The 25877-nt window shown below is 39.8% G+C and carries 21 protein-coding genes, 2 pseudogenes and 5 CRISPR repeat arrays; of the genes and pseudogenes, 8 read left to right on the top strand and 15 right to left on the bottom strand.

Annotated elements, in window-relative coordinates:
* The 9 genes and pseudogenes from GNF10_RS21415 to GNF10_RS21375 form a co-directional block, all read right to left on the bottom strand.
* Positions 1–618, bottom strand: a pseudogene (locus GNF10_RS21415) (hypothetical protein); the annotation flags it as partial.
* Positions 619–750: 132 nt separating this feature from the next.
* Positions 751–1008, bottom strand: coding sequence for a hypothetical protein (locus tag GNF10_RS21410; protein ID WP_185584988.1), 258 nt, complete (start codon positions 1006–1008; stop codon positions 751–753).
* A 190-nt stretch (positions 1009–1198) separates the two neighbouring features.
* Entirely contained in the window at positions 1199–1819 is a 621-nt protein-coding gene (locus GNF10_RS21405; protein WP_185584987.1) for an alpha-ketoglutarate-dependent dioxygenase AlkB, read from the bottom strand.
* Positions 1816–2505 carry a hypothetical protein gene (locus tag GNF10_RS21400; protein WP_185584986.1) on the bottom strand — a complete coding sequence of 230 codons (690 nt, stop codon included), beginning with the start codon at positions 2503–2505 and terminating at the stop codon, positions 1816–1818. The genes GNF10_RS21405 and GNF10_RS21400 overlap by 4 nt, the downstream gene beginning before the upstream one ends.
* Complete coding sequence (locus GNF10_RS21395) at positions 2502–2987, bottom strand: hypothetical protein (protein WP_185584991.1); 486 nt, start codon at positions 2985–2987, stop codon at positions 2502–2504. Before GNF10_RS21395 ends, GNF10_RS21400 begins: the two co-directional genes overlap by 4 nt.
* Positions 2971–3267, bottom strand: a complete 297-nt coding sequence (locus GNF10_RS21390; RefSeq protein WP_185584985.1) for a VVA0879 family protein — start codon at positions 3265–3267, stop codon at positions 2971–2973. The genes GNF10_RS21395 and GNF10_RS21390 overlap by 17 nt, the downstream gene beginning before the upstream one ends.
* 2 nt (positions 3268–3269) lie before the next feature.
* Positions 3270–3623 (bottom strand): hypothetical protein, encoded by a 354-nt coding sequence (locus tag GNF10_RS21385; protein WP_185584984.1) that lies wholly within the window; start codon positions 3621–3623, stop codon positions 3270–3272.
* Between the two features lie 6 nt (positions 3624–3629).
* A complete protein-coding gene (locus GNF10_RS21380; RefSeq protein WP_185584990.1) occupies positions 3630–3863 on the bottom strand; it encodes a hypothetical protein in 234 nt (77 codons plus the stop codon).
* A gap of 88 nt (positions 3864–3951) precedes the next feature.
* Positions 3952–4272, bottom strand: coding sequence for a helix-turn-helix domain-containing protein (locus GNF10_RS21375; RefSeq protein WP_260446228.1), 321 nt, complete (start codon positions 4270–4272; stop codon positions 3952–3954).
* A 233-nt stretch (positions 4273–4505) separates the two neighbouring features.
* Here GNF10_RS21375 and GNF10_RS21370 point away from each other — a divergent pair, with 233 nt between their 5' ends.
* Positions 4506–4907 (top strand): hypothetical protein, encoded by a 402-nt coding sequence (locus GNF10_RS21370; protein ID WP_185584983.1) that lies wholly within the window; start codon positions 4506–4508, stop codon positions 4905–4907.
* Positions 4908–5077: 170 nt separating this feature from the next.
* Here the strand turns inward: GNF10_RS21370 and GNF10_RS21365 are convergent, their stop codons facing one another.
* Positions 5078–5380, bottom strand: coding sequence for a hypothetical protein (locus tag GNF10_RS21365; RefSeq protein WP_185584982.1), 303 nt, complete (start codon positions 5378–5380; stop codon positions 5078–5080).
* A gap of 140 nt (positions 5381–5520) precedes the next feature.
* A pseudogene (locus GNF10_RS21360) lies at positions 5521–5757 on the bottom strand (DUF4336 domain-containing protein); the annotation flags it as partial.
* Positions 5758–6077: 320 nt separating this feature from the next.
* On the opposite strand from GNF10_RS21360, the gene GNF10_RS21355 reads away from it, so the two are divergent.
* Positions 6078–7538 carry an ISLre2 family transposase gene (locus GNF10_RS21355; RefSeq protein ID WP_185607228.1) on the top strand — a complete coding sequence of 487 codons (1461 nt, stop codon included), beginning with the start codon at positions 6078–6080 and terminating at the stop codon, positions 7536–7538.
* Between the two features lie 258 nt (positions 7539–7796).
* Here GNF10_RS21355 and GNF10_RS21350 read toward each other — a convergent pair whose 3' ends face one another.
* A complete protein-coding gene (locus tag GNF10_RS21350; RefSeq protein WP_185584745.1) occupies positions 7797–8027 on the bottom strand; it encodes a hypothetical protein in 231 nt (76 codons plus the stop codon).
* A 1109-nt stretch (positions 8028–9136) separates the two neighbouring features.
* Positions 9137–9547: a CRISPR direct-repeat array (repeat unit 36 nt; unit sequence GTCGCTTCTCTTAGGAGAAGTGGAATTAATGGAAAC).
* Between the two features lie 65 nt (positions 9548–9612).
* The gene (locus tag GNF10_RS21345; RefSeq protein WP_185607227.1) at positions 9613–11670 is read right to left on the bottom strand and encodes a WYL domain-containing protein; all 2058 of its coding nucleotides are present in this window, start codon (positions 11668–11670) and stop codon (positions 9613–9615) included.
* A 143-nt stretch (positions 11671–11813) separates the two neighbouring features.
* Positions 11814–11999: a CRISPR direct-repeat array (repeat unit 35 nt; unit sequence TTTCCATTAATTCCGATTTAACCCAATCGGTAGGG).
* 642 nt (positions 12000–12641) lie between these two features.
* On the opposite strand from GNF10_RS21345, the gene GNF10_RS21340 reads away from it, so the two are divergent.
* Genes GNF10_RS21340 through GNF10_RS21315 form a run of 6 tightly spaced genes read left to right on the top strand, consistent with a single transcriptional unit; the run spans position 12642 to position 19581 of the window.
* A complete protein-coding gene (locus GNF10_RS21340; RefSeq protein ID WP_185584743.1) occupies positions 12642–14207 on the top strand; it encodes a type III-B CRISPR-associated protein Cas10/Cmr2 in 1566 nt (521 codons plus the stop codon).
* Entirely contained in the window at positions 14192–15184 is a 993-nt protein-coding gene (locus GNF10_RS21335; RefSeq protein WP_185592206.1) for a CRISPR-associated protein, read from the top strand. The genes GNF10_RS21340 and GNF10_RS21335 overlap by 16 nt, the downstream gene beginning before the upstream one ends.
* 1 nt (position 15185) lies before the next feature.
* Positions 15186–16022 carry a type III-B CRISPR module RAMP protein Cmr4 gene (cmr4, locus tag GNF10_RS21330; RefSeq protein ID WP_185584741.1) on the top strand — a complete coding sequence of 279 codons (837 nt, stop codon included), beginning with the start codon at positions 15186–15188 and terminating at the stop codon, positions 16020–16022.
* Between the two features lie 4 nt (positions 16023–16026).
* A complete protein-coding gene (locus tag GNF10_RS21325) occupies positions 16027–16437 on the top strand; it encodes a hypothetical protein (protein WP_185584740.1) in 411 nt (136 codons plus the stop codon).
* Entirely contained in the window at positions 16430–18040 is a 1611-nt protein-coding gene (locus GNF10_RS21320) for a hypothetical protein (protein WP_185607226.1), read from the top strand. Before GNF10_RS21325 ends, GNF10_RS21320 begins: the two co-directional genes overlap by 8 nt.
* A gap of 2 nt (positions 18041–18042) precedes the next feature.
* Positions 18043–19581, top strand: coding sequence for a hypothetical protein (locus tag GNF10_RS21315; protein WP_185607225.1), 1539 nt, complete (start codon positions 18043–18045; stop codon positions 19579–19581).
* Between the two features lie 621 nt (positions 19582–20202).
* Here GNF10_RS21315 and GNF10_RS21310 read toward each other — a convergent pair.
* Together GNF10_RS21310 and GNF10_RS21305 are read right to left on the bottom strand one after the other, a co-directional pair.
* Positions 20203–20385 carry a hypothetical protein gene (locus GNF10_RS21310; protein WP_185607224.1) on the bottom strand — a complete coding sequence of 61 codons (183 nt, stop codon included), beginning with the start codon at positions 20383–20385 and terminating at the stop codon, positions 20203–20205.
* 1413 nt (positions 20386–21798) lie between these two features.
* A CRISPR array of direct repeats spans positions 21799–23102; the repeat unit is 21 nt; unit sequence AGAAGTGGAATTAATGGAAAC.
* 933 nt (positions 23103–24035) lie between these two features.
* Positions 24036–24441: a CRISPR direct-repeat array (repeat unit 36 nt; unit sequence GTCGCTTCTCTTAGGAGAAGTGGAATTAATGGAAAC).
* A 285-nt stretch (positions 24442–24726) separates the two neighbouring features.
* Positions 24727–25494: direct repeats of the CRISPR family, unit length 37 nt; unit sequence GTCTCCACTAACTATGTGGAGGCGAATTAATGGAAAC.
* 117 nt (positions 25495–25611) lie between these two features.
* A partial coding sequence (locus tag GNF10_RS21305) for a hypothetical protein (RefSeq protein WP_185607223.1) occupies positions 25612–25877 on the bottom strand: 266 nt, incomplete at its 5' end.

Genomic DNA, 25877 nt, shown 5'->3' with positions numbered 1-25877 from the left:
AGCCAGGGGCGCATTGTGTGTAATCTCTGAAATAATCTTTGAAGTAATCTCTGTAGATTCTATATATATAGAGTTTGTTGACCGTGAGCAACTGGGATTGTTGACGGTCATCGGACTAGCTTGTTGACCCTCAGCAGACAAGTTTGTTGAGGGTAAGCAAACTGAGTCAGTTTGTTGACCGTCAACAGACTCAGAGATTTGAGAGTATTTTTTTGTATTCTTGTTCTTTGGTCTAATGGATGTGAAAGAGCCTTTTTTAATGGCATCTAAGAAGTTATTCAATACTTTGTGGTTGATCCGATAATAAAGTCGTGCTGGAGAGCTTTTTAATTGAGTTTCTAAGATATTGATATTGGTGAGATGATGCCTAATTTTGTCTAATTCGTAGCGATTTAGTGCTGTTTCTGATGTCCATTGTTCATAGGTTTTGTAGAACCATCCTTGTGGGTCATTAGTTCTCAAATCCCAATACATAGCTTGGCTTAGAAAAAGTCCAGCACTAGCACTACCAGCTATCGTGGCGTAGACTCGATGAAATGCTATTGTGCTACCAAGTATTCCATCATATTTGTTATTTTTTTTAGTTGTTGGTGTTTTTGTAGCTTGGGATAAACTCATAAATATTTCCTCTTCCTCAGCAGTGAATGAAGTAATTACTACGCTTTTGTCAATCTAAAAACTCTTGAAATTTACAAACTGTTCACATCTTTTGTAGATAATTGCGTCTTTGTATTACTAAAAACGCTTGGTTTAGTCTTCTGAAGCATTCGTTTGACCGTCAGCAGATGCTCGTTTGACCAGCTCTCCAAAAGCTTGGCTTTCATGTTCTCGTTCTAAAATCTGTCTAATCAAAGTACCAATAGGAATTCTCTTCCACGTAGCTACAAGGCGAAATTCTTCGTAAGCCTTTTCTGACAAAGTGATCGAAAGCATATATCGTTCTGGCATAAGGCTCTCCAAAATCTGAGATAATTCAAAAATACGTTCTGCGCGTCTGTTAGTACTCATGTACTAAAATTATATCGAGGTTTTCTTACAATTGCCTTACAATTGTCATGCAATTGTATAGATTCTGTTGATGGTAAATATCCTAAATTCTCTATTGACTCAATCGTTCGAGGTAGTTAACAAGATATCCTCATCTGTTAAAAGCAGCAGTCCCATCAAACCGATCCCTTTCGTTGTCCCACTAATGCCTTTATCTCTTACCTCCAACGTGCGGTCGAAAAGTTAGATTAATCCGTGTACTAACGACCTTATTGGTCTTCGGAACTTGATGCAGATGTGTGGGCTGACAGCCTGGAAGCATTACAAGCAGACTCCCATGCTCCAGCCAAAAGTCAGTCGGCTTCCCCCCGATGGGCTTAATTTGGAATTTCCTCACCGAACCTAAACTGATTGATGCGTAGGCGTAGCCCGCCGCAGGCATCGCTGGATTTAACCCCATCGAAGCTTCACTGTCGTTATGCCAGCCGATACTGTCTTGTCCACTTCTATACTGATTGCCGATGACGATACGGAAGCTGTAACCAGCAATTGCGGTGATTCTGTCGCGTAACTTAGCCAAAGCGTCTGTCCAAGGTAGTGGTTTGAGTAGTACGCTTTTAGAGTAGAGGTAATCACAGCCTTCATCGCCATAAATGCACTCTAGGCGAGGCACAGGCATAGTTTTACCCAACATCCTGATTTGGTTTTGCTGCCATTGCAGTTGTTGACAATGTTGGTAGAGTGCGTCAGCTTCAGTAAGAGTGAGAAACTCTGGATAATAGTTGACTGGTAAAACTATGGTAGGTTCATCAAAAAGCGACATCTGTTTCATAATTCTCCTTTGGCGATTGCCCGAACAATTTCAATAGCCCGTTCTTGTGAAATAGCCTGTTCTGGATTTTTGTAAAACCCAATAATTTCTGATTTGGGACGGATAATAATTTGCTGCCCTGTTGCGCGTTTGTCCCAGACAAAGCACGAGATGGTAATGTTATCGGTAGCCCAGCGTTTACCTTTTTTGTCCTTGCGAAAACAGAAGCGGGGCAAAATCAGTACAAGCGACGGCGGGTGCTGCTGTAAAAAATCAGCCCGATCATCGCAAGGTTCGAGAAAGCTGGTAAGTAAAAAAGCAGCGACACCTACACGCGCTTTCTGGTAGGCATTCTTAATAATTGGTGCAGCAAATTCTGAGTATGGGGGATTAGTACAAATCCAATCGCATTCTGGAAACTTAGCCCATGACTCGGATAGTGTTGCATCCATTTGGTAATCAGCCGCTTTATGTGGATCAATATCGTTCGTCCACATTTGCTTGGTGTATGGCCAGGCTTGGAGTAAAGATGCAATCGCTCCATGCCCCACACACGGCTCACCAATGACACCAGACAATCTGACATGACGCAATAACTCAGTAGTAAACCACGATGGAGACTCGTAAAAGTTCAGTGAATGCCTACCAACAGTTTCTATAGATGCACTTGTATATGGTTGTGGTGTCAGCAGTTGTGTAACAGTCATACTTCATTCTCACTAAATTCAATGTGGCTTAAAGTCTGAAGTTCAACAGCTAATCCACTTAAGAAATTTTGGAGTTCAACTGTTGCCAATTCTTTGGATATCTCCTTTTTTGATGTATAAATAAGTTGCTTGTGATGCCCAAAGTAAACTTCTGTACGAGTTAAGTTCTGCTCTGTGTCAGTTAATAAAGTCAAAGCAAATGTTCCAAGTTTGCAAAAGTAATACTGACGGTTTGCACAAGTATCTCCTTGATGCCAAGTAATATTGATTTTTGAACCAATGTGAGCGCTAATAGATTCAAAATCTACTTGGTAAATATTCAAATTTGCTTGCATTCCTCCACTGTTGTAGTAGCCAACAATGTGTTGCCTGATTCCATCAACTGATAGGCTATCAGGGATATTAATATGGGCAACAGATGCAACTTTTTCAATGACTGTGACGATGACTTCCATATCTCCTGCCTCAAACCCCAAATTCAAAAACTTTAATTCCATCAACATCAACGGGATTAAGGTTAATTAATCCGCCGCCAGCGTAATTACAAGGAATCTTGCGCTTATCCAAATCATCGAAAGCATCTTTACAAACTGGCATCCATCGTCCTACACAAGAAAATCCTGCGGCAGAAGATGGAGCGCCAGCTTTTTTGTAATCTTGGACAGAAGCAATGTGACCGCAACATGGACACTTAAACTTCCATTGCATCTTGTCTTGTCCAAATAGTGTTTGTCCAAGAGTTAGCCACTGTTCTTTATTCATATTTAATCCTCCTCATCTTCTAATTCTTCGTCTTCCTCCACCTCCTCATCTGAACATTCATCTTCGATGGATTCAAATTCTTGAATAGCAAACAAAGCCATAGCCACACACGCTCTTTCTGCGGGATGTGTAGCTGATTGCATTCGATATGATTCGGGGACTACATAACCTTGAATCGCGTAGAATTTCTTAGCTAGTTTTTCAATGAGTGCGTCTTTTTGAAAAATTCCAAGTTCCATATCCTTTCCCTTCAAGGTAGAATTTGCCTTTGTTGTAAAAGTTTTAATTCTTGATGACTCGGCGATCGCTCTGCTTAACCAATGACCAATGACCGATGACCGATGACCGATGACCAATGTCTATCAAGCCGTTACTAAAGATTTTTTAGCGAAAGCACCTGCCTGCCTTAGCGCTGCTCCAGGGCTGGGATGAGCAAAGAATTCTTCTATAGCTTTGGTCAACCCAGCTGCAACAGCCGACTCGTGACAAGCGTAAACATAAATGGGCTGTTGAACGCCATTGACCAATCGTGTCTCTTGGAGTGAGCCTTCTATTGGAGACGTTCTGCGAACATCGGGTTGTTCGATGTCGCCCAACTGTGGGTAATGTACTGCTAATTATGAAAGCGTTTTGGGAAAAGCAATTTGCTTTCCTTTGACCTTACAAATATTCTGCAACTTTTAGTCACATTTTGTCAACCTCTAGTTGCAGAACTTTGGTTGATTTCAAACATAGTAATTCAGCCAAGCTACAGCCAAATACTTTACATAACCCAACGAGCATCTCAGGGGTTGCCCCTTTGACTTCTAACTCGGTTTCCATTTTGTTTAAATACTGGCGAGAGATATCAACACCATGCTCTTTTAGCTTTTGAGACAAACTTACCAATGGCATATCGCCACGCAATGAACGCAGTTTTCGACTGCGCTGCTCTGTCCATTTAATAGAACCCACTTCACTTAGTGGTATCATTACGACCTCTTCTATCTCTTCCCGACTTGCCATATTCTGCAATATTTAGTTGACAAATACAATAGTGAACTGCCACTATTAGTAGCAAAACTTGAGCGAGTACAATAGTGTACCCTCCTGTCATAGGCAATTGTTTGCTATGCCATCTATATTTTGTTCTTTAAGAAGATGAGAGATACAGAGGAGATTGCAGATTGTTACTTTTATGACCACAAGCGATATCATCTGTGTGTAGTGTTATACGCTCACTAGAAATGAGGAGTGCAATGAAGCTTCAGGAACTAGCAATGGTCAGTGCAGTATTTATTTTGGCAACTGTGCCGAAAATTGCGCTTGCAGATGAAGTGTGGAATAGCAGCAATGGCAGGGTGGTCTATCAAAGCGAACGTGGTAAAACTGCTATATGGACTTATCCAGGAGGAACTATCTTCATTGAAGGGTTAGCTGGAATGACGAGCAATCGTGGAATTTATCACGGTTATTGGGTTGGGAAATCCAATGTCAAATGTGACACATCACGAGAAGATGGGTCAGGCAAATTGAGCAACACCTGGGGACGATTTTCAATCCGCTTTCAGGTTCCGAATTTTCCCATGCCCTGGGAAGCAAGATGGAGCTATTGCGAAGGCGAACCTACTTTCTCTTGGAACGGAACCCCGCTAAAATAAGCTTCAGTTCAAAGAAGAAAGTTTCTGACTTTTGTGGCTAAAATCCCCCAAACCTGACCGCAACCCTTTGAATTGATGGACTGAAGTATTCACCAGTAGTATGAAGGGGAGAGCGGTTTTGTGAGCGTTCGCGCCAAGAGTAAGTCGTAAATCCGTTCCAAAACAGTTCGTTATAGTGTAGGTTTCGAGGCTTGCTTGGCGTATTCTTCTATCAGGGAAGTATAGTCTTCTTCTTTGGGCAGGGTCTCGAAGCTATGAACCGCAGAGGTCGTCGTCCATAGCAGCTTTTCCCTCGTCCAAGTTTCGATGAAAGGCTTGAACCATAAGGCATTGTCCAGCATCGCCGGACGAAGGTTAACGAACTCGGGAATTTCTAAATATCCGAACGCAATGCTTAAAACTTCTTCTTTCTCCTCTGCACCTAGGCTCCGGTTGTTGAGCGTAGTCGAAACACTGCACAAGAGCTGCCTCAACGATTTTCCCTTTTCTTAGCACCATTCCCTCTTGAGGAAAGACAATTATGTGAGAGTAGTTCTTCTCGGGCTTAACAGCTCCTTTTTCCGAACTGCCCTCTTGCGTGCCTCAATCAAAAAATTTCTTAACCGAAGGGTATTGCTTGTGGAAAAATAAGGAATTGCAGAATCGGTGCGACAAATGGCCGCCCCTGACCTTGTAGAGCATCGAATGCCTGCTTCCAAGTTTCTCGCCAGCGAAAAGGAAATAAACCAAAGTACGTTTTTAGGGTTCGCTGTGGTGCTTTGAGATCATCACGAAACATCTGTCTGATTGGAGTAAGTTCCAGCGCACTTGGACGGAAGTAAAGTGCAAACAATAAAATACGTTGCCATCCCTATAACTAGTTATTGAACAAATCCAAATCTGTCACAGCCCCAAGACTGCTAGAAGATACCAATTTGGAATATTTCGCTAACACGCCTTTATTGTAACGTGGTGCAGGGAGCTATGCGGTTTCGTCAGATCCAGTAAAAAACAAGCGATCGCTAAATCATTTTCCCAGTAGTATAAATAGATTTATACTTTTTAAGCAGTATTAACACTTAAAAAGGAAAGATGAGTTTGAGTCATAACTTGCAAGACTCTCTTTTTTGAGCCAAAAAAAGCTAGGATTCCCTTTGAGCAAGAATTTAGAGATAGGGATTATCTACCTTAATGGAAAAAAATATATGTGCAACTTTAGATTTGAGTAAATCATTATCAGACTTTTCTTCGCAGGTAACAAAATATTTAGAATTGACGAACATCACGGAATGGAATGGGAAAATTCTTAAAGAAAGAGAAGAAAAAATTAGAGAAATTGCACTTATTTTAGCTGGACAGTGTATTGCAATTTTGTTGTATAACCTCTCCCAATCTCAGTCAGCTAATCAAACAGCTATGATTCAAACAAGAAGCTGGTGGGATACTACTATGCAAAAACATGGTTATAGAAAACGCCAAATCTTAACAGTTGGAAATGTTTTATTCACTCTAAAATTACCATATATGGTAATAAAAAACTCAACAAAGACCACAAATAAAATGTCTCTTCAGGGATTTTATCCCCTGTTAAAGTGGTTGGGGATGTCAGAAGGATTAACCCCGTTAGTATGGTCAACAGTTGCTCAATATGGTGCAATTACTAGCTCATTTGAAGCCGCCTGCACAACTTTAACTGGTTGGGGAATTGATCTTAGTTTAAAACGAATTGAGCGTTTGACATACAAATTTGGTCAAACTGGCATCAACTTACGGCAATCTAAAATATTAAATCGGCAAATGGGCATTTTACCTGAAGGTAATATTCTTAAAGACCAAAGAGTTGTTATAGCTGTAGATGGTGGTCGGAGTCGAATCCGAATTAATAAAAAGGGAAGAAAAAATTCCAAAACCAAGCGACACGGGTTTATCGGCAAATGGGTTGAGCCAAAGTTATTCACAATTTATGTTGTTGATGAGCAAGGTAAAAAAATAAATAGTTCTGAAATTCCTATTACGAATGATGGCACTTATGAAGGATATAAAGCGCTTTTGGAGATTTTAGAAGCGTATTTAGTTGGCTTGGGAATTAGTCAAGCAAAACAAGTCTTATTAATCGGGGATGGAGCGGAGTGGATCTGGATACATATTCCCCCACTTTTGGCAAGATTAGGATGCCCAGTTGAAACTTATCAGCTATTCGATTTTTATCATGTTACGGAAAATATAAAAGTATTTGCAGATGCTGCTTTTAATGAAGAAGCACAGTCTAAAGAATGGTTTGTAAAAGTTAGGAAGAGTTTAAAAAAAGGTAAAGCCAAATCTTTAATCAGCCAGATGGATGAGTTGATTGCTGTAGCTACCGGAGAGCGGTGTAAGATTATGGTAGTTAAGCGTAATTATATTTTAGATGCTTATCGTAAAGGGCGTTTAAATTACGATAAAGCAATAAATAAAAAACTACCTATTGGCAGTGGCGCGATTGAGAGTTTAATCCGCCAAGTTGTAAATTTAAGAATCAAAGGAAACAGTAAATTCTGGTTGAAAGAAAATGCAGAAATTATGTTACATCTGCGTTGTCAGTGGATAGCTAAAAGTTGGGATAATTTTTGTACTTCCATCTTTAATTCCTTTATCAAACCAGAAACCGCTTGATAAATTTTATACTTTACTTCTACTCTCAACTTATGATTTGGTTTAATTAACACTAAGTATAAAAGACTAATTGTAGATATTTTTGTTAACAATCGTCAAATAGCTTGCTATTAATCTTTTTGAGATATCTCATCAAGGTGAATTCTCGTGGCTATCAGCACATATTTAGTAAATAAAGTCACTTCTTACTTAGATTTTATTTTTGCGATCGCTTGTTTTCTACTGGATCTGACAAAACCGCATTGCTCCCGGATATAACTACTGGGTGATTTTTTGTTTTGAGGTAAGGGCGATCGCCAACAGAGGGCAGTTACGCCATCGCACGAAAGTGAAGGGAGCAGTAGTTATGTGTGAAGTTACGGCAGTTGCATCAAGTGCCCAGCCGTGACTCTTCTGTGGATTCGCTGTTGCAAGGGTTGGGGATTTTGCTAAACCATATCTGTCATCTTTGCAGGCAAAGCTGGTGGCGGCTGTTGAAAGGGAGTACAAGCTTGCGTGGAGACAGCAAAAGTAAACTTGATTGTTAATGCAGCAATTAACTCGTTGTATGAAAGCGATCACTTCAATGAGCGAAAAACTTTATGCTATTCCAAAACAGAAAAAATGCTAAGATACTTCATTATTTTAAGCATCGAATTGTACCTACATAAATAAAATCATCCCTTCGTTTAGCAACACAAGAAAAAATAGATGCAATCGCAGCGTTGCAGAACGCTCGCTAGTTTTATGGTTTCCATTAGTTCAACTTCCGAAGAAGTTTAAAGCTCTGTACTACACTGAAATGAGTGTAGTAGAAATAGAAGTTTCCATTAGTTCAACTTCCGAAGAAGTTTAAAGCTGATAACGGCCCACGTTCCATTCTCAACGTTATAGTGTTTCCATTAGTTCAACTTCCGAAGAAGTTTAAAGGGCTGGCTTCTGAAAGCCTTACCTGAAGGTAATCCTACAGCAGATTTTCGGGGCTTGTCAAAATAATCCAAAATCAATAGCCTCAATTGAGAATTATGGGTCAGAGAAATAGCCTAAAACTCTTAATTAATAACGCTGCCGGGGCTGCCAACGAAATTATAGGGGTTTGGAGCTTTGGACTTCAGCCCCGAAACAATATCTGGAGTGGCAGTGCGTCTCGGTATAATTCTTTTTATGAACGTGGCTCTAGACCCTGAAACTTTAGTTTCAATTGATACTCCTAACCTCCTGCCTTCTGCCTCGTGCCCTCTGCCTTTTTGTAAGGAAAACTTGGTATAGCATGGCGGAAATCAACCACCCATTCCAAATCAATAAAACCCTTACGGTAGAGTAATTACGAATTATGAATTACGCCCTGCGGTACTAGTTAAAAATTCCTGTACCGACTAAGGGATCTGTCCTTCCCTGACAAATCCATGCTCCCCAATAAAAGGGATGCTGAAACGGTGTGCCGAGGTTCAGGGAAAATAGCTGAAATGCTTATTTGAGCGTTGTGACCTTCGGTTGCTTACAGGGTAAGGGTTTGTGGTATGTTGGTGATTGGTGAAATGGCAGATTGGCGATTAATTTTTGTGGCCTTCGGAAACGGCTTCTGGATTCCTTACTGGATAAGGGTCTAAAATTGAGGGGTCGCTTCTCTTAGGAGAAGTGGAATTAATGGAAACAAATTCCTTTGTTTTTGCGGTCTGTTCTCTTCCGATACAAATGTCGCTTCTCTTAGGAGAAGTGGAATTAATGGAAACACGTGAAAAAAGTAATCTAAGTATGTTCCATGTACAGTCGCTTCTCTTAGGAGAAGTGGAATTAATGGAAACGAGCGCCAGATCGCATCGCCTTGCAATGCTAACTGGAATGGTCGCTTCTCTTAGGAGAAGTGGAATTAATGGAAACGTCAGCGATCGCTACGAACTTTACCCCACTCAAGTCGCTTCTCTTCGGAGAAGTGGAATTAATGGAAACAATTCGATCTGTTGTAGTGTAAACGGTACAAATATCACATCTAAGTCGCTTCTCTTCGGAGAAGTGGAATTTTCTAAATAAAAAGGTCGGGATATTTACATCTCGACCTTTACAAGTATTTTTAAATAAATATATTTTTTATTTTTCACTGCTCATAAACTTTAAGAATCGCCTCACCAATTCCCTTAACCTTAGCTACCAATTCCTCTGGTTGTACTACTTTCACGTTGCCGCCAAAACCAACAATCCACCGTAAAAATTCCACGTCACCCAAATACCATATAGGCAATACCGCCTGAAAACGATTGGGAAACTGCTTATCTGTGGTTTTCTTCAGGCAGAAAATCGACTTAGGTAACATTAATTTGCCACCCTCTACAGGTGGAGACATCTTCATTTGTTTTGCAGGAAATCTCTTAGTTCCTTCCGTAATAAACCGGAAGATAAAATCATTAAACCACAGTTCTACTGTAATACAAACTTGGGAACGTTCTTGCTTATCGTTAGACAGAAACTTGCGCTGGTCATTTGCACTATACCCCAAAAAAATCCCGGCGCTAGCAGCAGAAAGTTTCTGTAATTTCTGTAATGATTTTTCTTGTTCCTGTTGAGAACGGAATCTGACTTGAAATTGACCTACAAACAATCTATCCAAACGCTCAAATCGGAACAATCCTGCATACTTTCCACCTTGACACTCAAAACCTAAATACCATGCTTGGTTACAAAACACGATTTGTAAGGGAAACGCTAAAAAAAAACTTTCTTCATCAAGAACAAACTTACCACCACCAGAAAAGCGATTTAATTCCAGTAGTTGTCCGTTAACTATTGCCTCTTCTAATTGTGGTAAATTTCGAGAAAGAGCGTCAGGTGGTAAAAACTCTGGGTCAATCATACTGCGATTTGCGATCGCTCGTACTGGATAGACGTTACTGACTCCTAACTTACTTTTTAGCATCCGGGTAGCGAAAGTCTGATAAATTTCCAACGCTACAGGGTCATCAAGACTTTTAGCCTGAGACTGGAGAACGTCAAATATTTTGGTTAACTCATAAACTGATAAAATCGCTGTCCCTGCAAAGTAGCCATCTCTAAGAGGAAATTCTGGTAAAATTTTATATGGCTTGAGAACCTTTTCAATATCCTTGCGGACAGTATCTAAGCCATCGCTATTGATAATCCCATTTTCTCTAAGTGTAGACACGAGAGTTTGCAGACTTCCCTTTCCTGAAGTCAGCAAAAATGGGTGATATAGAATAAAGCGAATTGTTTGCACCAACCTCGCAAAGGTATCAAAATCAGAATAAGCGTGAGCCACAAAATCAGACGGGGTAACAGACTGATCTGGTGATGGGATGATAGGAGAAGAAGGGGTAATGCTATTGAAACCAATAATAGAATTTTGTTGCAGCCAGTCTAAATCAGATGCGATCGCTTGAAGTTCACCGTAGACTGTACCGTATAATTTACGCATTAAGGCTGTGATCTCCTCTACAGCACTAGGAAACTGGGGAATGCTGCCAAAAAGATTTTTTAGCAGACTGGGGTTAGTATTTTGCAGATTTCCAATTCCCGGATACTGAATAATTAGGGAAATTAGATACATCAAGCGTTCAAAATCTAGGAGTTTACTGTAAGAATGTAAAGTAATGTGACAATTGCGGTTAGCGCGGTTAATCAGGGTACGAGGAAGCTGTTGGATTTCGATTGAAATTTGTTGAATGTCAAAATTTGTAGAGGTGACATCAATTTCTTTAACGGCTGCAAATCCTTCTGCTGCTACTGGGCCAAACTGTTGCAGTGATTGGTGCATATTTTCAATTATCACCTCTGGAACTTGACGGGTGCGCTGTTGATTCCAGACCTTGCAAGTCGCCAAAGGAGTTTGTAAGTACCACGCCATCCACAGGACTGGCGAAGTTAGAGATAACTTGAGTTTTAGGAGTAAATCTATCCGCCACGCACGTTTAGCATTGGTAGCGTCATAAATTACCGAGTTACCTTCGGCGATCGCATCAACAGTCTCAGAAATTACTTTTTCTTCTATCTGACTCCACTCACCCTGGATACTTGCATCGCCATAGAGTTGTTGGCGAATTGCATCAGTGGAGACAATACGATAATTCCCCAATTTTGCTAACTCGACCGCGAATGTGGTTTTCCCACTTCCGGGAATACCGATGAGGAAGTGACAGATCATGAGGAGTTCAAGACTAAAAGTTTTTCTACTTTAACTTTTAACTGTTATTTGTTTGTTGTCTAGGCTTTTAAAGCGAATGACGACGGTATTAATTAAGGTTTAATTAGTTTTGCTTCTGAAATAGAGAAGGGTAAGTAATCGGATTGTTTTTCCATTAATTCCGATTTAACCCAATCGGTAGGGTTTTCAGGAGTATAGAACCACAGGAAGTCTTTTGTGTTTCCATTAATTCCGATTTAACCCAATCGGTAGGGCAGCGTATCAAAAGAAGTAAATTGCGAAGAGTGGCAAGAGTTTCCATTAATTCCGATTTAACCCAATCGGTAGGGAGTTCGTTTAGGAGGCTTTGCCCCGTAAGGCTTTCAGCCACCAAATCGACACCACTCTAAAAAACATTATATATGTTGTGTAAAATTTAAAACACGCATACCTCAAATTCTTACCCAGTAAGCAATCGACACCACTCAACGAAAAATATAGGGTTTTGGCGATTTGGTGAGTGGTGTCGATGAACGTCTCAAATTTCCCGTTGATAGTCAATAATTAACAGTGGTTTTGCAGAAACAGGCGATGGAATTGATGTATTAAAATCTAAAACTCCTCATCTTCTCTCCGCGTCTGTGCCTCTGCGTGACATAAATCATCTCACAAAAATGCAATATTTTAACAGGCTACACAATTAAATCTTGCTCAGACATCCAAAAAATATTTCGTCATTCGCATGAATTGGTATTTACATTCTCGATTTTTCCGAGAAGATGTAAATGTCACAGTAATTCCCCTAATGCTACATAACTCCAAACTTACACAAAACCTTAAATACTATATGTGCTTAATTGGCTTATTTTATTCCTAGCTTATCTCTGAAAACTAAGCGATTAATTAACAAACCAAGAATTATTACAAAGTATAACTACTGAGTACAAGTTCAATTTATTACTGTAATTTAGACAAGACCGCATCCAGTAATTATGGTAAACGTGGCCAAATATACAGCAATAACCTTTGCTCCGGTGCAAGGGTTTATCGAGAAATCCCGTAAACTCCGAGACTTGTATGGTGCATCTCTGATTCTCTCTTATCTTAGCCAGCAGCTAGTAAAAGAAGCTGAAAAAACTACAACAGTCATTTCCCCAGCAATCCCTAACCTTCAAAAAGGAATGCCAAATCGCATTCTTATTAAGGGAGAATTTTCAAAATCAGAGGTGGAAAAAACCTTATTGTCCGTATGGAAGGGAATGTTGAAGGAATGTCGGTGCTGGATAGAGGAGAAATTACCTGACTATACATACTATTGGGAAAGGGAGTGGGCAAACTGGGGAAACCACGCCTGGGAAATTTTTTGGGGAGAAGGCGACAGTATTCAAGCGGCAATGGATGATTTAGAAACCCGCAAACTTTGCCGTGGGTGGACTGCCGTTAACTGGATTGGGGAGAGTTCTAGTTTAACGGGTACGGATGGAATTGCATTTCCAGGATTAGGTGGAGAAGCGCGAAATCCTAAAAATCGCCAGTGGACTATAGAAAAAGACGATATTAAAATCTTCTATAAACGCCTTGCTTGTGTATTAGAAAATCGTTCTCAAGATGCAGAACCAGAGGGTAATTTTTTTGCACTCAATGAAAAATTAAGTATTCCCGAATTAGTTAAACGTTTAGTCACCCTACCAGAAATCGCCAACAATTTAGGGATGTCTAAACTAGAAAGCTTCAGCGAAATTTATCGAGGCCCAGAAGCCAAAAATGAGCAAGGTAAAGGACGCTGGACAGGTTGGTTTATGGGTGATGGCGATGAAGTTGGGAAACACCTAAAGGAATTAGCAGACTCAGAAAATGGTGATGATGAACTGAAAAAGTTTAGTCAAGCGATGCGTCACTGGGGAAAAGACTTTAGCAGAGACTTCCCCCAAGAAATTGGTCGGGTGGTTTATGCTGGTGGAGACGATTTTTTAGGCGTAATTTATCGAGACAAAGATCAAAAACCGATTACAGCCCAGCAAGCTTTTGCATGGTTAATTACATTACCCCAAATCTGGGAAAGACATGACCAAAAGATAGGCTTAAGCGTCGGATTTGTTTGGGCAGGTTCTAGCGTCCCCCAAAGAGATATTTTACAACATTGTCGTGAGGCAGAAAAGCTAGCTAAATCTTCAGGGCGTGGGAGAGTCACTATCCGAATTGTCTTTAACAGTGGTCAATATGTGCAGTGGACTTGTCCTTGGGATTATTTAAATATTTTGACAAAGTATCAAGACAGAGAGAAAAAAGCCAATTGGAGTCACATTTATCAAGATTTAGCTCAATTAGAATCCCGACGTGCTTTTAATGTAGATAAAAAGAGCTTTGTCGAAAAATTCGCTATTGAATTCTTTGACATTTACTTTCCAGGTGAAGGCAAAGAATTACTAAATTATGAACGTGCTAAACATCTTGTGGGTTTTGATGATGAAGATGCTCCTTATGACAGAGCAAAAGCCACAATTGATTGGATTAGCGATTTAATTAAAGTAGGCTGGCACTTATGTTCAAATACCTAATCACTATTAGTCCCTTGGGATTAATGTATGGAAGTGCAGGCGCATTTCTTTCACCAGAAAATCTAGTGGGTCGTTCTGGTGCTAAATTCCCTCCAGAAGCCGCGACACTATCAGGTTTAATGTTTAGCGTTAACAAGACAACAGAAAAGGTTACTCAAAGTGAGTTGAGTACTAACTTATGTGTTGCAGGCCCATTTTGGGCGAAATACAACGAAAGACAAAATTTTTATATTCCCATTCCTTGGCATAAAATAATTGCCAAAAAAGCCGTTGATGAGTGGCAATTAAAAGATGGTAAATGGGAGCTAGAAAATAAAAGCGAAAAACTAGAACCAGATTATCGTTGGCAAACAATCGATTCCTGGGGAACTCCAGCTAAAGCAATCAGGACTAATGAATATAAATCTGTTGCTGATAATCCTTGGAAATACGTTTCTTTTTTGCATCCCAAAATTAAAGCAACTGAACGGTGTGTAGAAAACTCCGACGGACTTTTTCTAGAAAATTCTGTCCAAATGGTAGACGATACCTGTTTAGTTTATCTATCAACGTATCCTATAGAAAACGGCTGGTATCGTTTTGGTGGTGAAAATCACGTTGTCGAAATAGAATGTGAGGACATCAAAAATAAGAAATTTTTAAATCTATTAAATCAGCCAATAGAACGCACCTTTGCTTTAATTACACCAGCTACATGGGGTTCTAACCGTTTCTCTCACCGCTATCCTCAACATGAGAGCTTTCCCCTGACAGTAGAGATGCTGACGGATAAACCAGTACCCTACCGTTACCGCAGCAAAGGGAATTTAGGGAGGGGACGTTATGCGGTTCCGGCTGGTAGTGTTTATGTGCTTGCAGAACCTTTAAATAAACCTTGGTGGTCATGGGATGAAGCATGGTTTCCCAAAGAAGGTTACAGCCTTAAACGTGTAGGATGCGGTTTATGTTTGCCAACAGAAATTAAAGGAGTCGCCTAAAATGTACAAAAAAGCTTATGGAATTATTGAAACTTTAGCACCTCTGCACGTCGGTGCAACTGCTGGAGAAGAAAGTGGTAATTTAAACCTCATCTTCCGCGACCAATTTACTCAAACAGGTATTCTTCCCGGTAGTTCGATTCGCGGTCGCCTGCGTTCAGAAATGCGTCTGCTAGATGGAGAACAGGCAGCAAATTATTGGTATGGCAATGAAGCAGATTCAGAACAATCAGAAATTAATAACGAGTCTATTATCAAATTTGAATACGCTTCTATTCTCTGGCTACCCGTGTTTTGTCCCGGTCAACCAATAGTTTGGGTAACTAGCCCACGTTTACTCCAACGTTACCAAAGAATTGCTGGCGATACTGTCAAATTTAATGGTAAATCTCTAAAAGAAATAGATATACCAGACCCCTATACAGGCTCAAAGAACTTAAAAGCGCGGGAATCTCAAGGTAAAAAGACCCTGTTTTTCAATTTAGGTTTTTTGACCATCAACAAAACAGTAGACTTATCCCCTTGGTTCCCATCAGGAAAAGAAAAGCCAGCAGTGATCGTAGACGATAGTGATATTTCTATGATTCATGACATGGCTTTATATCGTCAAAGTCGTGTGCGCTTAAAACCTGACCAAAAGGTTGTCGATGGTGGTGGCTTCTTTAACACTGAAGCCTTACCAGAAGGAACTATTTTAGTATTTCCCATTGCCATCAAAGATGATAAATCAGGTAAGCAATGGGAACCCTTAAATGGTACTCAAAGCACAGATATTTATCTTGGTGGTTTAGAATCCATTGGTTTTGGTCACTGTAGTTTAACTTTAAATGGGGTGTGAATATATGACTTGGAAATCTTACGACTTAGACCAAGAAGCACAACGCCTAGTTCTCAAACACCGCGACCAAAAAGGTGTTATTGGTCAATCTCACAAGATGCGAATAACTGTAGCTTACGGCTTAGAGAGGTTTTGGGGAGAGCAATTGCGACTTTTAGACAAAGAAAAAGCCAAAGGCGAATATTGGCGCGATACATGGAAAAGCTTTGTCAAAATCATGCAACTGGCTGGAATTAAGCTTCCTCAAGAAGATGTCAGCAATAATGACACCTCAAAGATTCAGCAGTTCGCTGCCAAATTATGGGAACTTCCGATTGAAGACCAAAGAATTTGTTTAGCTGTGCTTACTCAATTCTGTGACAGTTTGGTTTGGTGGACTCAGCGCTACAAAAAATCAGGATTTGCAGATGAATAATAGTAATGAAGTTCCGTTAATGTTTCAAGCGCAAATCTCAGGGCGCGGGCAGATTCAATATATCAGAAATCCCGAACAGTCTGAGAGATGGGTTGATGAATGGGTAGAAGGTTCTGCAATCGACCCTCCCACGTTTAACACCAATGTTAAAACAAAAGAATATAAAATAACTTGGCGCTTTGTTTCTAACAGTGGGCAAGACGAAGATATAATTCGGCCAGTCATCGCCGCTAAGGGATTTCCATTTTACCCCGGCGCAAGCATGAAAGGTGCTTTTTTACGTGCTTGTACCTCAGAACAGGGTGCAAGATATTGCGGTGGTAAACTAACTAGCAATGATACTATACCGGGAATTCTTCGCTTTCATGGGGGTTATCCGAAAGATGCAACGTGGGCTGAACAACCATTAATCGATGTAGTTCATCCTCAACAAGATTGGCAAATTAAAAATAACGGTAGTCACTCAGCATTTATTCAGATATCCCTCTATCAACCTACCTTAATATTCGGTATCTCCAGCACCGAAGCACTAGAAGCTAATGAATGGGAGACTATCTGGAGTATTTGGGATAAAGCTATAGAACGAGGTATTGGTTCTAGAGTTAGTGCTGGTTATGGTCAACCGATAAATCACCCAGAAACTAAGTTAGTCTCTGTAAACTTGCGTGGACAAGGACTAGCCTCACAATTAATTGATAAGACAGGTGAGTTTCGTCCCAATATTTTTAAAGCTGCTTTACGTGGTCACACCCTGCGGTTATTTAGTGGCATTACTGATGAAACTACAGCCGAAGAATTAACTAGAGAACTTTGGGGCGGATTTGCAGGGAGAAATGGTGCTGTTGTCGGACAGTTAGGAATTGCTTTTAATGCTGTTGATTTAGAAATGGATGTATATCGGTATGGTAATGTAACCATGCCTATTTATGAATTAAATGCAGGAACTTTAAATATTCTTAGCATGGGTAATACCTCAAAAGAATATAAAAAAGAATTAAAAACATTAGCAACACACATTTTAAGATTTGCTATGCTGCTTGGTGGTTTTGGTAAATCTTGGCGACGCATTGATCATCGCCTATTCTTTCCAGACTATTTAAATGGTAAACCCATGATAGGTTGTCATTGGGAATTCCCAAAGCAATCAAATCAATACTATTTCCCAGTAAATAGCCTTAATCATATCACTAATATCCTGAATGATATTCATAAGACTGTAAATAACTGGCTGAAATTGAAAGATAAAACCCCAATTAATAAATTAACTTCTTGGCGTGAATCATTCCATCCGCAAAAAGTTCAAGTTTGGGGACGCATTGCACAAGATGAAGATGATAGTTTAGCCGTGAGATGGTTTCACGGTAATTACCAAGGAAGCAAATCAATTAAAGGCTCAATCCTCACAGGTAAAATGAGCCAAATTGGTAGAATTTGGCATCGTATGTACCCGCGCTATATCAAAAACAAAGAAGGAGAAATGAAGCGTAAGGGAAAAGAGTTTATAGAGCTACTCACCATTTTCTCTGATAAAAAAGATGAGAGAACAGAAGAATTTTTAGCTTTCTTAACAACCAGTGAGTTTACCAAACTTTGGGGAGAGTAAATATGAGTATTTGGATTGTCACAACGGGTAATAGCGATGTCCTCCTCAAACATAACAAAAGTTGGGGAAATTTATACGATGAAGTTAGATATGATTTGGAGTGTACAGAGTTTGCTACACCTACTCCGAAAGATCCTTATAATAAAGAGGCGGGATATCCAGTAACTGCAAGGCTTTTAGGTATAGTCTATGGCAATAAATCAGATAAATACGAGTCAGATTTAAAATTTCCACTTCTTGATACTTATTATGAATATTTTCTAGAAAATAACATTAAGCCGGGAAGGATTATAATTTTACTTACAGACCAAACTGAAATATTTAAACAAGACCAAATTATTTATGAAAAGTGTCCCTATTGGCAAGACACTTGTACACTTAAACCTTTATTAGAGTCGTATTTAAAACAGAAGTTTGACTGCCAACTAGAATTTTTGTATCTCATCCCAAAAAATGGCAATAAAGGTATAGATAATTGGAATGAAACCCTTTATTTGGTAGAAGAAGCATTCCGCAAGTTAGACTTTAATCCACTAAAGCCTGTTTATGTTAGTCATCAAGCTGGAACACCAGCGATATCCTCTGCTGTACAATTCGTTAGCTTAGGCAGATTTCAGAAAGTTAAGTTTTTAGTTAGTAATGAATATTTTGATGAAAATTATGAACAGAAATCTAAATCAGAAGCTATTGAAAGCTCTAATTATCGACGGGGGATACAGATTCAAAAAGCAAAGCAGTTAATTATAGGAGGCTTCCCTGGCGCTGCGCTCAAAATTTTAGAAGATATAGATAGAATAGACAAAGCTGCTATAGCTAGCTTAGAGAAGATTGTTAGTTTCTTTAATCTCCATAGTACTCTAATGGATAGCGGACAAGATTTTGAAATTACGCAAGCTACCCAACGCATTGTTGATGCTCTTGATCTCATAGGTTTTTTCTTCAATCAAAGAAATTATCTCCAAGGGATTACTCTCCTTGCTGCTGCTCAAGAAACCTTTTTAAAGGTGGCTATTTTATCCCAAGTAGCAATGATTAATCAAACTATTAATTTATCAAATGGAGATACTCGAAATGTCTCCGAATTAATTGAATGGGTTCCACTAGGGTTACATTTATCTAAATCTATCAAAAATGAAACCAATACTTTTAAAATCGATATTCTACGAATTCTTAAATTTCCGGTTGAGAAAATCAATAATAACTTTGGAATTACTAATAAAAATGATTTGCTCATTGATTGGTTAAAAAATATAGATAATAATTTTCATGATTGGCCTTTACTCAGATGGTATTGTTATAAAAATAGGGATGCTAATGATGATCTTCGTAATCAACTAATGCACAATTTGCGTGGTGTAGAAGATCAGGAAGTGATAAGCTATCTACTAGGATACGAAAAGTATCAAGCACCTGATGTAATGACTGCTTATGTAAATTATGTTAAACAGCCATTCTTAGAGGCGATCAACTATTTTAAACTTCCTTACAAAAGAGAGAAGTTGAATAAAAAACTTCAAGAAATAGCAGACTCTCTTATTTAATAGGTAAAGCTATAAATAAAATTAAGAGTGTAGAAATAGCCGGAAACTTGGAATGCGATATCGCTATTATTTGGAATTTCTGTAGGTATTTTGGTGATTGAATAATCTTTGCTAGGCTCAAGGATCTACTTTTTGCTTTCTAGAGTGGAAGCTCTTGCGGCGGGGTCAGCAAAAGCGGGTAATGCTTATTCTCTTGTAGACCCCGCCGATGTCCTACTGTTTAAGGGTTTCAGGGCTTTTATATCTGTGTAATATGGTTGAATTTGGCTGTAGAGCTATACCCCGCCGCAAATGGCATCTGGACATCAAGCACCATAAGGGTTTAAATAAGAGGGGTCGCTTCTCCAATGAGAAGTGGAATTAATGGAAACTTAAAAATTTCTTCTGCTGTTTCTGGGTAGCTTATAGTCGCTTCTCCAATGAGAAGTGGAATTAATGGAAACATACTTTACTTCCTTGATAAGATTACTTCTTTAAATAAAGTCGCTTCTCCAATGAGAAGTGGAATTAATGGAAACCCAAGCATCATGCTGGTTTTACCTGCTCCTGTTTCACAGGGTAGTCGCTTCTCCAATGAGAAGTGGAATTAATGGAAACTCGATCAAGTTAAGTCTAAATTGGCTAGTCTAGACATCCAAGCAGTGAAGTCGCTTCTCCAATGAGAAGTGGAATTAATGGAAACTTCATCCCGTGGGAGAAGACGAATGTTGTATTCTCTTCTAGCAAAGTCGCTTCTCCAACGAGAAGTGGAATTAATGGAAACTTGTCAACCGCAGTCTGAACGTCGGCTGGTACTGTTTTCAATAACTATGTGGAGGCGAATTAATGGAAACTTATCGACTTGCTCAACAAACTGAAAAGCACAAATCATGTCTCCACTAATTATGTGGAGGCGAATTAATGGAAACTATGTAGCATCACCGTCAGTTAGTCCCGTGTCAATAGTCTCCACTAATTATGTGGAGGCTAATTAATAGAAACATTCTGCAATCTGACAAGGTTTAACAAAAACCATATTTTGGCTTTATTAGTGTGACTTGAAACATAAAATGGCAGTTATTGCCGCTTTATGCTTCATAAACTGTAACTTAAAGGATAAAGTGGCCGTCTAAAGTTTCCTTGTGGTCGCTTCTCCAATCAGAAGTGGAATTAATGGAAACGAATCACACCCTTGAATGATTAGAAGCTCTTATTGAGTCGCTTCTCCAATCAGAAGTGGAATTAGTGGAAACGTAATACAATCTTGTATGTAAGCTAATGCTTCACTCGTCGCTTCTCTTCGGAGAAGTGGAATTAATGTAAACAATGTAGTCCCATCTCCTATCTGACCATAGCTATATAACCGTAGGAAAATCCGCGAACCCATAGCTGTTTTTTCAAAGGGGCCAATTTTCGAGGCTCAAACGCTTACTGCAACTATTCTTGAGCGATTACAAACCCAAAGGAGGTTCGCGTAAAACCTGAAAAGCTTATACTGACGATGTTTGAGCCATCTTTATTGAAAGGGAAACTTGACAGGCAATGGCTGAAACAGTACTTTTAGATCAGGTTCACGAAAATGGTCGCTGTAAGCCCTTTATTTTCTGGCTTCTAGCCCCCAACTGTCTCCACTAACTATATGGAGGCGAATTAATGGAAACTGCATAACAGACAACCCTAACCTCATCCCATTGCAGAGATAAAGTCTCCACTAACTATATGGAGGCGAATTAATGAAAACTCTTTCTCAAGCCTTGCCATGTAATAGCAAGCACGAGTCTCCACTAACTATGTGGAGGCGAATTAATGGAAACCAGCATTGGCGATCGCACTGGTAGCAGATCATCTTACACCGACTAAAGGATCTGTCCTTCCCTGACAAATCCATGCTCCCCAATAAAACGGATGCTGAAGCGGTGTGCCGAGGTTCAGATACTGTTGGCGAAAGTGTTACAAACGCACGGACAAAAGTGTTACAACTCAAAGCCGCAACTACAGATTGAAGGTTTGAGCTTACGTAATACTTAATAAGACAATAATGTATTACATTCGCCAACAGTATCAGGTTCAGGGAAAATGGCTGAAATGCTTATTTGAGCGTTGTGACCTTCGGTTGCTTACAGGGTAAGGGTTTGGGGTATGTTGGTGATTGGTGGAATGGCAGTTTGGCGATTAATTTTTGTGACCTTCGGAAACGGCTTCTGGATTCCTTACTGGGTAAGGGTCTAAAATTGAAGGGTCGCTTCTCTTTGTAGAAGTGAAATTAATGGAAACAGCTGTGTTTCAGATTGTGGATCAGCAAGTTGTTGTCGCTTCTCTTTGTAGAAGTGGAATTAATGGAAACCCAGCCAAACCGTCAATAGCAGTCTTGACTTGTTCACGTTCAGAGTCGCTTCTCTTTGTAGAAGTGGAATTAATGGAAACTCTATCTTGATGTCTTCTAGCAATTCTACAAGATGTGGTGCCGTCGCTTCTCTTCGGAGAAGTGGAATTAATGGAAACACAACGGTTCGCCCATAGAGGTAACGGCTTTTGAGTCGCTTCTCTTCGGAGAAGTGGAATTAATGGAAACTCGAAGCAGAGTGGGGCGCAAAATGCGATCGCGTCATCATAAGTCGCTTCTCTTCGGAGAAGTGGAATTAATGGAAACGATACCGGGCCAAAGAAGTCATCGGGCTTTGTATCACTGTCGCTTCTCTTCGGAGAAGTGGAATTAATGGAAACCATCCATCTATGTCTCCTTGAGCTTGCCAATCCCCAGTCGCTTCTCTTTGTAGAAGTGGAATTAATGGAAACACTTCTCCTTGAGCTTTGCAAGCTTGAATTAGAAGTTCTTTGTTGTCGCTTCTCTTTGTAGAAGTGGAATTAATGGAAACTGTTCATAAGCTTCTATGAATGCTTCCATTACTACAAGTCGCTTCTCTTTGTAGAAGTGGAATTAATGGAAACAAGAGGTTATCAATGTCGATGTATGCTGGCAACATTAGGTCTCAACTAACTATGTGGAGACAAATTAATGGAAACGATTATCGTGATTGTTGATATGCATTGTTACTGGTGTCTCAACTAACTATGTGGAGACGAATTAATGGAAACATCTTCCCAGGTATGAGTTTATAGAACTTGATAAAGTCTCAACTAACTATGTGGGGATGAATTAATGAAAATCAAGTGAATCTATTGGGGTTTATCGTGGTTCTAACAATGGTCTCAACTAACGATGTGGAGACGAATTAATGGAAACTCTTGCTCGTCAACCCAACGCGCGATCGCATTCAGATCGCTTCTCCAATGAGAAGTGGAATTAATGGAAACTTACAAGGAATCGAAGATCAGATGGCCGATCCTCAGTAGCTTCTCTTTGTAGAAGTGGAATTAATGGAAACTTAGCTAATTTCTGCATATCTTTCCAGATGCAATTGATAACAGTAGGTCGCTTCTCTTCGGAGAAGTGGAATTAATGGAAAATGAACCAACGAAATAGGAGTACGGACTAATATTCTCTTGTCGCTTCTCTTCGGAGAAGTGGAATTAATGGAAACTATGTAGCATCACCGTCAGTTAGTCCCGTGTCAATAGTCTCCACTAACTATGTGGAGGCGAATTAATGGAAACGAATTATTGCCAATTAAATGATTCCCGATCGTATGTATCCACTAACTATGTGGAGGCGAATTAATGGAAAATACGTAGCATCACCATCTGTCAGCCCAGTATCCAGTCTCCAGTAACTATGTGGAGGCGAATTAATTGAAAAGAATAAGAAATTTGGTGGCGACGGAAGATAGATTTAGTTCACGCCATATTGATTCCAATTAATTAAAAAATAAGCTAAATAATTAAATTAAAATCTATCTTCACCTACTTCGATTTATTCCCCTTTTTGAACCAATAATTTCCCAGATACCCCAGCCGTAAAACCCAACCAAATCGCCGCTACAGTAACGCTGGGCTTGATAAATAACGTCGCAATTCCGATGCTGTAGTATTTGCGATCGCAGTTCCACGTTCACGTCATCAAGAGTTTAAGCATGAAAAGGTTGAGCCAATTGCCGGAATTCGGTTCATTCTCCAGCAGGGTCAACTAATACCATTTCACAAAAAGTATGATACGGATAGTCAAGGAATAAATGAAAGAGCAAAATGAACTCATCAATAAAACCCTTATGGTACAGTAATTACGAATTATGAATTACGCGCTGTGGTACTAGTTAAAAATTCCTGTACCGACTAAGGGATCTGCCCTTCCCTGACAAAAATCCATGCTTCCCAATAAAACGGATGCTGAAGCGGTGTGTCGAGGTTCAGGGAAAATGGCTGAAATGCTTATTTGAGCGTTGTGACCTTCGGTTGCTTACAGAGTAAGGGTTTGGGGTATGTTGGTGATTGGTGGAATGGCAGTTTGGCGATTAATTTTTGTGACCTTCGGAAACGGCTTCTGGATTCCTTACTGGGTAAGGGTCTAAAATTGAAGGGTCGCTTCTCTTAGGAGAAGTGGAATTAATGGAAACTGCCTTTTTCAATAAATTCAGGTTCATATAATTTATTGTCGCTTCTCTTAGGAGAAGTGGAATTAATGGAAACCCTACCCTCAAATAACCAACCAAACAATCCTTTAGTCGCTTCTCTTAGGAGAAGTGGAATTAATGGAAACTCGCAAAGCCTAACACCCTTTGCACCATAATTTTTGTACATGTCGCTTCTCTTAGGAGAAGTGGAATTAATGGAAACGTCTCAACGTGTACACGCTCGTCGTCGTTAATCCAACTGTCGCTTCTCTTAGGAGAAGTGGAATTAATGGAAACGTATTTTATGATTCCTAACGTCCTCTATAAGGACATTTAAGTCGCTTCTCTTCGGAGAATTGGAATTAATGGAAAGAATCAAGTTCCATCGCCTATTTGACCGTAAGAAAATCCGCGAACCCCTAGCTGTTTTTTTAAAGATGCTAATTTTCGAGCCTCAAACCCCTACTGCGATTATTCTTGAGCGATTACAAACCCAAAGGAGGTTCGCGCAAGACCTGAAAAGCTGATGCAAGTGATGTTTAAAGCATTTTTGTTCAAAAGGAAACTTGACAGGCAATGGCTGAAACAGTACTTTTGGATCAGGTTCACGAAAATGAGCGCTGTAAGCCCTTTATTTTCTGGCTTCTAGCCCCCAGTTGTCTCAACTAACTATGTGGAGACGAATTAATGGAAACATAGAAATCATCCCGCCATAAGTCCCTAGCATCGTCTCAACTAACTATGTGGAGACGAATTAATGGAAACCATCCCAAGCCCTGCTATTTTAGGCTTTGTGATTAGGTCTCAACTAACTATGTGGAGACGAATTAATGGAAACAAGCTATATACCAATAATCACTTACACCCTGATTGTCTCAACTAACTATGTGGAGACGAATTAATGGAAACTCTTTTTGCTTGTAACCCCATGCCACGAATGAAGCCCAAGGTCTCCACTAACTATGTGGAGGCGAATTAATGGAAACTCTGAGAGTCTATCAGTTCGTCTGTCATTACTTGTCTCCACTAACTATGTGGAGGCGAATTAATGGAAACTTGAATAAACTCAATTTTGCTCATGAATCCAGCCTCAAGTCTCCACTAACTATGTGGAGGCGAATTAATGGAAACCAAGCAATTAACCCCAGAAGAAGCAGAAATTACGCGTCTCCACTAACTATGTGGAGGCGAATTAATGGAAACGCGTTGACTCCCAACACTCCCACCCATGATGCATCTGGTCTCCACTAACTATGTGGAGGCGAATTAATGGAAACACCTCAATAAAACCTCTTTCTGCTTGCTCTGTGAAATCAGTCTCCACTAACTATGTGGAGGCGAATTAATGAAAACGCAGATGGGTAGGCGATACAAGCTAGTGAACATACAGTCTCCACTAACTATGTGGAGGCGAATTAATTGAAAAGAATCAGAAATTTGGTGGCGCGATGGGAAATAGATTTAGTTCACGCCATCTTTATTCCAATTAATCAAAAAAATAAGCTAAATAATTAAATTAAAACCCATCTTCACCTACTCCGATTTATTCCTCTTTTTGAACCAGCAATTTCCCAGACACCCCAGCTGTAAAACCCAACCCAATCGCCGCTACAGTAACGCTGGGCTTAATAAATAACGTCGCAATTCCGATAACTGCGCCCCAAAGACAGCCATAACAGCAAACTATAATCAACTGATTTTTGGGTTTAGCCCTTTCGTCTGATATAGATTGATGGACTATGGCATAATCTTCGAGTTCACCAACGATTTCTGATAAAGAAGCGCCGTACTCTTTTTCCAATCTACAAA

Source organism: Nostoc sp. UCD121, from assembly GCF_014222285.1.
GTDB lineage: Bacteria > Cyanobacteriota > Cyanobacteriia > Cyanobacteriales > Nostocaceae > Nostoc.
This window is presented reverse-complemented; position numbering and strand designations above follow the sequence as displayed.